Genomic DNA, 8,618 nt, shown 5'->3' with positions numbered 1-8,618 from the left:
CGCCACCACCCCGCCCGCCAGCAGCGCGAACGCCCCCCTCGCGAACTTCATGTCCCAGAGCCTCCTGACGCCGAGGCGGCCTTCTGCCGCTCCTGCTCGACGTTGATTTCCTTGACGCCCTTGTTGTCGATGGACAGCAGGAACAGCTGCTTCACCGCCTCGCGCTTCTCGTTGAAGGACGTGCGCCCGGTGGCTCCGTCGAAGTCCTTCAGGTTGGCCATCGCGTCACGCATCTGCGCGCGTGTGCGCGGCGCATCCTTCTGCGCCATGAGCTGCCGCAACATCCGGCCGGAGTCGTAGCCAATGGCCTCCAGCAGACCCGGGTCCCTGCCCGTCTCCGCCCGGTAGGCCTCGCGGTACTGCTGCACGAAGCGGCGCGTGGCCGGGCGCTGCGAGTCCACGAAGAAGCCGTCCACGTACACCGAGCAGGTGACGAACTTGCCGCCGCGCTCCACCAACTCCGGCAGCCCCGAGCGGCCCTTGGGGCTGCTCCACTGGTTGGCGCCGAAGAGCGTCACCGTCTTCAGCTCCCGCTTGCCCGTCGTCTTGCGGATGCGCTCCAAATCGCGCGGCTCACACGCGTTGGTGACGATGTCCTCCACCGCCAGCGCGGGCGCCACCAGGCTGACGCGGCGCCAGTCGTCCGGCATGAAGATGGCGTCGAAGTCGATGATGGGCTCCACGCCGCTCTTCACCTTCTCCATCGCCTTGCGGCGGCGGAAGGCGTCCAGCTTCTCCCCCTGCACGTCGCGCACGCCTTCGATGTAGTCGCCGCGGTCATCCAGGTAGTAGCGGCCCACCAGCTTCTTGGCCTCGGTGGTGAAGGTCGTCTGGTCGTGCGAGTAGCGCTCCGCCCCGCGCACGCCGCCGCCACGCGCCACCACCTGGTCCCAGAAGGCATCCGCCAGCTCGACGCCGTAAGGGATGTTCGGGTACAGCAGCGCGAAGCGCTTGTAGCCCTTCACGTTCATCGCGTAGTCGGCGATGGCCTCCGCCTGCGCCGCGTTGGTGAGCATGTTGCGGAAGACGTAGCTGCCCATCTCCGTGATGCCGTCCTGGCGGCTCATGGTCAGCAGCGGCACCTGGAGCTCCTCGGCCACCAGCGCCGCGCGCTTCGAGTCGTCCGCCAGCAGGGGCCCCAGCACGGCGATGGCGCCGTCGTCGAAGGCCAGCTGCTCCATGGCCTGGCCCGTCTTGTTGACGTCGCCCTGCGTGTCCTTCACCACCAGCTCCACGCCGCTGCCTTCCAGCCCCAGCTGGATGCCGCGCAGCACGGCCTCGCCAATGGGCTGGTAGCGGCCCGTCATGGGCAGCAGCACGCCCACCGTGCGCGGGCGGGCCTCCACCCGGCGCGTGGCGCGGGCCAGCAGCTCGCGCGCCTGCGGCGCGAAGGCATGGCCGGGCGCCTGGGCGAGGAAGCGGTTCAGCGTCTCCTCCAGCCGCGTCCAGTCACGCAGGTGGTAGTAGACGCGCGCCAGCTTGAAGGTGATGACGGGCCACGCCGGGTTGGACGCAGGCAGGCCCTCCGCCACGCGGGCGATGTCCGCGAAGCCCGCGCGGCCCTCCACCAGCGCCTCCACCTTGGCCACCGCGGCGGCCTGCGCCTGCGCGCCCTGGGCCTGGCCCGCCTCGTCCACCGCCATCCGCAGCGCCTGCTCGTAGAGGCCGGCGCCCTCGGCGGCGCGGGCGGCCTCGTTGAGCAGCTGGGTGCGCTCGGCGCCGCTGGCGCGCTCGGCGAGGCTGGAGAGCGTCTGGTACGCGTCGCGGTAGGCGCCCACCTCCATCGCGGAGACGGCCAGCTTGCGCTTGGCGTCATCCGCGCGCGCGTAGAGCGGGTTCTCGAAGAGCAGCTCGTTGAAGCTCTTGCGCGCGTTGACGAAGTCCTTGGATTCGAAGAAGAGGACGCCGGCCTGATACAGCGCGTCCTGGCCCGCGGTGGTGGCGGGATACGCCTTGCGCACCGACAGGTAGGCCTCCGCGGCCTTCTTCTTGTCCGGGGTGGCGCTGGCCGTCTGGGACGCCTGCGCCAGCGCCGCGTCGGCGGCGGGGTCCTTCTTCGCCTCCACCGAAGGACGCGTGGGGAAAGGGTCTCCCGAAGGCAGGTCACCTCCGGAGGGCGTTCGGGTGGACCGGGGGCAGGCCGTCAGCAGCAGGGCCAGGGCGATGACGAGCGAGCGGCGCAAGGTGGGCAGGACATCCATGGCAGGGGCGTGCATAGCAGTGGGGTGCGCCCCCGTCGACACCCGAGCGGGGGGAAGATTCCACTGCCAGGATCCGCTGTTTTGCAGTGCCCGTGCCCACGGCGGCCCGCCGCGCCGCGGCGCCCGCCTGCCCGGCAAGCGCGGCACGGTGGCCGCGCCTTCGCGGCCCCGCGCCCGCAACCGTCGTCAGCCGAACAGCTCCTTCACCTTGGCGATGAAGCTCTTCGACTGCGGGTGCGACTCCTCGCCGGAGGCCTCCGCGAACCGCTCCAGCAGCTCGCGCTGCTTCGACGACAGCTCGGTGGGCGTCTCCACCACGACGCGCACGTGCTGGTCACCCCGCTGCTGGCTGTGCAGGTGGGGGATGCCCTTGCCCTTGAGCCGGAACACCTTCCCGGACTGGGTGCCGCTGGGGATGGTCATCTTCACCTTCCCGTCCAGCGTGGGGACGTCGATTTTCGCGCCCAGCGCCGCCTGCGTGAAGGAGATGGGCACCTCGCAGAAGACCTCGTACTCCTCGCGCTGGAAGAGCGGGTGCTCCTTCACGATGACGGTGACGTAGAGGTCACCCGGCGGGCCGCCCCTGTCTCCCGGCTCCCCCATGCCGGACAGCCGCACGCGCGTGCCGTTGTCCACGCCGCCGGGGATGGCCACCTCGATGACCTCCTCGGAAGGCACCTTCCCGGCGCCCTTGCAGCGCGTGCACGGGTCCGGCACCACCGCGCCGGTGCCGCCGCAGTCACCGCAGGGCCGGGACACCGCGAAGAAGCCCTGGGTGTAGCGCAGCTCGCCGCTGCCACCGCACGCCGCGCAGGGCCGGGGCCCGGTGTTGCTCTTGCTGCCGGAGCCGGAGCAGGTGTCGCACTTCTTCGGCCGGGGGATGGTCACCTTGGGCCGGCAGCCGAAGGCCGCTTCCTCGAAGGTGATCTCCAGGTTGTAGCGCAGGTCCGCGCCACGCGAGCTCGTCCGCCGCCCTCCTCGGCCACCGCCGAAGATGTCGCCGAAAATCTCGCCGAAGATGTCGTTGATGTTGACGCCCTGGAACCCGCCCCCGGCGCCGCCGAAGCCCTCGAAGGGGTTGCCCGCGTGCCCGAAGCGGTCGTACTTCGCCCGCCGCTCGGGGTCGCTCAGCACCTCATAGGCCTCCGAGGCCTCCTTGAACTTCTCCTCGGCGTCCGAGTTCCCCGGATTCCGGTCCGGGTGGTACTGCAGCGCCACCTTGCGGAACGCGCTCTTGAGCTCCTGCGCGGAGACAGACTTCTGGACGCCCAGGACCTCGTAGTAGTCGCGCTTCTGACCCGCCGCCGCTGGCATTGATTACAACCCCTGGAATTTGCTGTGCTTTTCTGCGCTGCGTGAAAACTCGAGTCACTATAACGCAGCGAACCGCACCAGCAATCCAGCGGGGACACGCGCCGCCCGCGCCCACCCGGTGCCAGGCGGGCATCCGGGCGGGTGGCGTGGCGGGAAGAGGGGAAGCCGTCAGACGGTCCACACGCGGTTGGCCGTCAGCTCCATCCGGGCCAGCCTGCGCTTGAGTCCCGGGTCCACCGCGCCGGAGGAGGCCCACTTGGGCACCACGAAGTGGAGCTCCGCGTTGTACAGCTTCGCGGCGCTGGCCAGCAGGCTCCAGCGGTTCTCCGCCGTGGGGTCTTCCACCATGTTCGGGGTGACGATTTCCAGGATGATGGGCGTGCGTGCCGAGTCCGACTGCCGGCAGGTGAAGTCGGGGCGATGGTCCTCGATGGTCCCCGACAGGATGGGAGGAGGCATGAAGCCGGGAAGGCGCGCCTTGATGTCCGTGTACCCGATGGTCCGGAAGTACTCGGCCATCAGCCACAGGAGCCGCCGGCGCTCCTCGTCCTCCACGACCGGCTCACAGCCCGGATTGAGCAGGGCCTCTTTTTCGTTATTGGTTTCCATGGCTCCCCTGAACCTGTCCGCAGGGTTGAAGGTGGGCAATGGAACTGGCCCGGGCGCTGCAAGCGCCCGGTGGCAGGGCAGCCGACAAGGCATCAGACTCCAGGACCCGGTAGCCTTGGACCTTCTGGCGACTCAGTGACAGAGTCCGCCGCCGAACAGTGGCTCCCCGTCCTTCGCCTCACGTCTACCGTCGGCTCCTCGGCTACCTCCGCCCATACCGCCTGCTGCTCGCCGCGGGGGTGAGCGCGTCGGTGGCCGCGGCCATCGCCACGTCCGCCTACGCCTGGGTGGTGGGCCCCCTGCTGCGCGCGCTGCTCACCCACGAGCCCGTCACCGTCGCCGGGGTGTCCCTGCCGGGAGACGCCCTGCTCAAGCGGCTGCCCCTGCTCGTCGTGGCCGTGGCCATGGTGAAGGCCACCGCGCAGTTCCTCCAGGGCGGGCTGATGCAGCGGCTGGGACAGCGGGTGATGGCGGACCTGCGCGGGTTCCTCTACGGACGGCTGCTCGGCCAGCCCCCCGCGTTCTTCGAGCGGCGGCACTCCGGCGAGCTGCTGTCGCGCTTCACCGCGGATGTGCCCCTGGTCGAGTTCTCCGTGACGCAGGCGCTCACGTCCTACGTGAAGGACGGGCTGCAAATCATCGCGCTGCTCGTCACCTGCTTCCTCATCGACAAGACGCTGTTCCTCTTCACCTTCGTGGTGGTGCCGGTGACGGTGCTGCCCATCAACCGCTTCGCGCGCTCGCTGAAGAAGGTGGCCGCGCGCTCGCAGGAGCGGCTGGGCTCGCTGACGGCGCTCACCGCCGAGCAGCTCCAGAACCTGCCCGTAGTGCAGGCCTTCCGCGGACAGCCGCGGGCGCTGGAGGCCTTCGAGGTGGAGGCGGACAAGTACCTGGGGGAGATGCGCCGCTCGCTCTTCCTGCGCGGCGCGGTGAGCCCCACGGTGGAGCTCCTGGGCATCGCCGGCGTGGCCATGGCGGTGGCCTGGGGCGCGCGCGCGGTGGCGGCGGACCCGGCGCTGGCGGGGCGGCTGCTCTCCTTCATGGCCGCCGCGTTGCTGCTGTACCAGCCCGTGAAGTCGCTCAGCGGCACGCTGTCGCAGGTGCTGACGGGCCTGGCCGCCGCGGAGCGCCTCTTCGCCCTGGCGGACGCGCCGTTCGCGCCGGACGTGGGCGCCGCCGCCGGGCCGCTGGCGCGCGAGCTGAGGCTGGAAGGCGTGCGGGCCACCTACGCGGACGGGCGCGAGGCGCTGCGCGGGGTGGACCTGGTGGTGCCCGCTGGCGCGCGCGTGGCGCTGGTGGGCCCCTCCGGCGCGGGCAAGACGACGCTGTTCTCCGTGCTGCTGGGCTTCTTGCCCACGTCGGGCGGACAGGTGCTGTGGGACGGGGCGCCGCTGACGGCGCTCCAGCCCTCCAGCGTGCGCGGCCAGGTGGCGTGGGTGCCCCAGGAGCCCGTGCTCTTCTCCGGCACCGTGCGGCACAACCTGCGGCTGGGCCGGCCCGATGCAACGGACGAGGCGCTGTGGGAGGCGCTGCGGCTGGCGCACGCGGACGACTTCGTCCGCTCGCTGCCCGGCGGCCTGGATGAGGTGGTGGGTGAGCGCGGCGGCCGGCTGTCCGGCGGACAACGGCAGCGGCTGGTGCTGGCGCGGGCCTTCCTGTGCCGCCCGTCGGTGCTGCTGCTGGATGAGCCCACCAGCGCGCTCGACGCGGCGAGCGAGGCCGCGGTGGGTGAAGGCCTGGCGGCCCTGATGAAGGGGCGCACGGTGCTCGTCATCGCGCACCGGCTGTCCACGGTGCGTGACGCGGACCTGATTGCCGTGGTGGAGGGCGGCCGCGTGGTGGAGGCCGGCACCCACGCGCAGCTGCTGGCCCTGCGGGGCCGGTACACGCAGCTCCTGGGCGAAGGCGCCGTCGCGGCGTAAAGCGGCGCGCGTCCCTGGCCGCTGCCGGACACCCGCCCGCTTCCGCCTTGCACCCCCACGCTCGCTCTGCCAGCGTCCCTGGCTGACTTCAATGCGTCCCCGGGAGCCGCTGTCCCTCAACACCCTGCTGCTCATCCCCGCCCTGGCGCTCGCGGCGCTGGCGTGTGTGGCGGTGTCGGCCCGGCAGGGCACCCTGGCCACCGCGGCCACGCTGACGCTGCTGCTGCTCCCCGTCGTCTTCCGGTTGTGGACACGCACCTGGTACCGCGGGCTGGTGCTGCGCGGCGCGGGCGTCTTCCTCATGGGCATGCACGTGCCCCTGCTGCTGGCCGGTGTCCTCGCCCATGGCCGCATCGGCTGCGGCGACGGCGGGTGTCTCAAGCTCTACCTGCAGGGTGTGCTCGTCGCGCCTGTCGCGGGGGCGCTGGCGAGCGTCATCTACTGGCTCGTGGGTCGTCCCCCGGTCTAATTTCACAGGCTTAACCGGAGAGACTACTCTCTCCTGAAATGCTCGTTCCGCTCCGGCTTCGTCTCGCGCCCGGCCTGGCCGTGGCGCTGGCCGTGCCTGTCACAGTGTTCGTGTGGTGCTTCACACTGGCGCCCCTGCTGGAGGGGATGGCCGGGGTGTCGCAAGCGCTCCAGGCGGCCGGGCCGTTCGCCGCGCTGGTGGCGATGGCCCTGGCCCTGGAGGTGCCGCTGCTGTCCCTGGCGCTGGTGGGCTCGGGCGTGGAGCGGCGGGTGCCCTTGTCCGCGATGCTGGGACTGGCCACCTTGCCGTGGATGCTGGGGTTGATGGGCACCGAGGTCCTGATGGACCGGGTGTTGGTGTCCCTGCCCCGGCTGGACACGGTGGAGGCGGGCCTGGCGCTGGCGACCAGCACGGGAGAGGCCATGGCGCCGCGGCTGCTGGGCGCCTGGACGAGCACCGCGCTGCTGCTGGGGCTGGCGCTGGGGCTGGCGCTGGCGCACTTCGACCCCACGGGCTTCCGGGAGGCCGCGGGCCCCCGCAACCGCAGACTGCTGCTGGCCAGCGGCGTCTCCGCGTCCCTGGCCTCGGTGGCCCTGGTGGGCGCGCTCGAGGCCCGCCACCTGCTGGGCTTCCTCACCAGCCTGGCGCGGCTACCGGACGCGGAGCGCTCGGAGCTGATCGCCACGGGGCTCGCCGCGACGGCGAACCTGCGCGCGCTGCGGTGGACGTGCACCGGGGTGCTGACGGTGCTGGGGCTGACGCTGATGGCCCGGCGGCGCGCCGGAGAAGACGCCCACACGCCGCTGGGCTGGTCCGCCCGGCTGGTGCCCGCCGCCGCGGTGGCCGTGCTGCTGGTGCTGGATGCGAACCCGGTGAGCTCCGCCACGGCGCACGCGCCGGTGGCCATCCCCGGCGAACACGGCGAGAGCCCCACCGGGAGCATGCCGCGGCCCCCCTCCGGAGACGTGAGCCCCGCTCAGCCCATCAAGATGAACGCCAGCATCCCCAGCCCCACCAGCAACCCCAGGGCGAGCACCAGCAGCATCGTCATGCCCTCACCGGGCCGCACCACCGGAGGCGTCACGTCCTCCACCACCGCCACCGCGGGCGGCACGTCGAAGACGGCGGCCTGAGCCGTCGTCACGATGGGCGCCTCCACGGCGGGCAGCGTGGGCTCCGAGGGACGCGTCAGGCCGCCCTTCATCTCCAGGCCCTCGCGCGCCAGCGCCAGCACCCGCTGCATGTGGAGCAGGTAGCGGTCCTGTCCCGTGTACGTGCCCATGGCGAGCGCGGCGCGCATCAGCCGCTGCGGCACGAGCTCCGGGTCCGTCTGGACCACCGCCGCGGCCGTGGGCTTGCCGCCGCGCTCCAGACAACCGGTGCGCACGCCCTCACCGCTGGCCCACACGTAGTGGTCCTCCAGCAACGTGAGCTCCTGCCGGCGCACGCGCCCCTCGGAGTCCACCAGGGACATCAGCTCCGCGCCGTCCGGGCACAGGTGCCAGACGGTGCGCAGTCCATTCTCGCCGGGCGGCCCTTCCACCGCGTGGACGCGGTAGAGCGCCTGCACCGCGGTCTTCAACGTCTCCACGGAGGTTTCTGCCATGTGTGAACGGAGACTAGGTGCGAAGGTCCTGAAACGGAAGACGACCCACCGCTCGTCTGCCTGGCGGCCCCGCTCCTCCCACACCTGGAGCCTCCCTACTGTTCACACCAGGAGGATTGAGCCATGGCCATCACCCTTCCTGAGGTCATGAAGCCGCGTGCGCCCGCCCGCCCGCTGTGCTTAGCGTGCCCGCCCACATGAGCCGCTCCCGTGACAGAGGTGAGGACTTCCAACGCCACTTCGAGGGCGCCCAGACGCTCGACGGCCTGCTGGACCTGGCCGGCAGCGGGCTGGACAGCGCCCAGGTGCTCGAGCGCATGCGGGACGCCCGCGCCGCCGGCACGCCGCCCAGCGACGTCATCCCCGGCCTGTTCGACGAGGAGCCGCGCTTTCCCTCTCCGGAAATCGCCCGGCGCCTGTACCAGAACCTGCTGGGCCTCTGGGATTGGGTGGCGGAGGGAAGGCACGTGCGGCTGGAGGACGAGGCCCGCCCGCCC

At 71.6% G+C, this 8,618-nt stretch carries 6 protein-coding genes and 1 pseudogene; 3 read left to right on the top strand and 4 right to left on the bottom strand.

Features of this window, described 5'->3' with window-relative positions; translation table 11 throughout:
• Window positions 1-47: 47 nt before the first annotated feature.
• The 3 genes from HV826_RS35360 to HV826_RS35350 all read right to left on the bottom strand — a co-directional run bounded on the left by HV826_RS35360 (window position 48) and on the right by HV826_RS35350 (window position 4,124).
• Window positions 48-2,201, bottom strand: a complete 2,154-nt coding sequence (locus HV826_RS35360) for a penicillin-binding protein activator (protein ID WP_176421423.1) — start codon at window positions 2,199-2,201, stop codon at window positions 48-50.
• A gap of 186 nt (window positions 2,202-2,387) precedes the next feature.
• Window positions 2,388-3,515 carry a molecular chaperone DnaJ gene (gene dnaJ, locus HV826_RS35355; protein WP_176421422.1) on the bottom strand — a complete coding sequence of 376 codons (1,128 nt, stop codon included), beginning with the start codon at window positions 3,513-3,515 and terminating at the stop codon, window positions 2,388-2,390.
• Window positions 3,516-3,683: 168 nt separating this feature from the next.
• On the bottom strand, window positions 3,684-4,124 hold the full coding sequence (locus HV826_RS35350; RefSeq protein ID WP_176421421.1) for a hypothetical protein: 441 nt from the start codon (window positions 4,122-4,124) through the stop codon (window positions 3,684-3,686).
• A 158-nt stretch (window positions 4,125-4,282) separates the two neighbouring features.
• On the opposite strand from HV826_RS35350, the gene HV826_RS35345 reads away from it, so the two are divergent.
• Together HV826_RS35345 and HV826_RS35340 are read left to right on the top strand one after the other, a co-directional pair.
• Window positions 4,283-6,046, top strand: coding sequence for an ABC transporter ATP-binding protein (locus tag HV826_RS35345; RefSeq protein WP_176421420.1), 1,764 nt, complete (start codon window positions 4,283-4,285; stop codon window positions 6,044-6,046).
• Between the two features lie 91 nt (window positions 6,047-6,137).
• A complete protein-coding gene (locus HV826_RS35340) occupies window positions 6,138-6,515 on the top strand; it encodes a hypothetical protein (protein WP_176421419.1) in 378 nt (125 codons plus the stop codon).
• A 976-nt stretch (window positions 6,516-7,491) separates the two neighbouring features.
• Here the strand turns inward: HV826_RS35340 and HV826_RS38210 are convergent.
• Complete coding sequence (locus tag HV826_RS38210) at window positions 7,492-8,106, bottom strand: hypothetical protein (RefSeq protein ID WP_368671064.1); 615 nt, start codon at window positions 8,104-8,106, stop codon at window positions 7,492-7,494.
• Window positions 8,107-8,318: 212 nt separating this feature from the next.
• Here HV826_RS38210 and HV826_RS35330 point away from each other — a divergent pair.
• A pseudogene (locus tag HV826_RS35330) lies at window positions 8,319-8,618 on the top strand (hypothetical protein); the annotation flags it as partial.

The organism is Myxococcus sp. AM010 (assembly GCF_013372585.1).
In the GTDB taxonomy this organism is placed as follows: domain Bacteria; phylum Myxococcota; class Myxococcia; order Myxococcales; family Myxococcaceae; genus Myxococcus; species Myxococcus vastator.
This window is presented reverse-complemented; position numbering and strand designations above follow the sequence as displayed.

Bases quoted from the DNA above. Each gene is read 5' to 3' on its own strand.
- HV826_RS35350 (WP_176421421.1), bottom strand. From the start codon at position 4,124: ATGGAAACCAATAACGAAAAAGAGGCCCTGCTCAATCCGGGCTGTGAG.
- HV826_RS35340 (WP_176421419.1), top strand. From the start codon at position 6,138: ATGCGTCCCCGGGAGCCGCTGTCCCTCAACACCCTGCTGCTCATCCCC.
- HV826_RS35360 (WP_176421423.1), bottom strand. From the start codon at position 2,201: ATGGATGTCCTGCCCACCTTGCGCCGCTCGCTCGTCATCGCCCTGGCC.
- dnaJ (WP_176421422.1), bottom strand. From the start codon at position 3,515: ATGCCAGCGGCGGCGGGTCAGAAGCGCGACTACTACGAGGTCCTGGGC.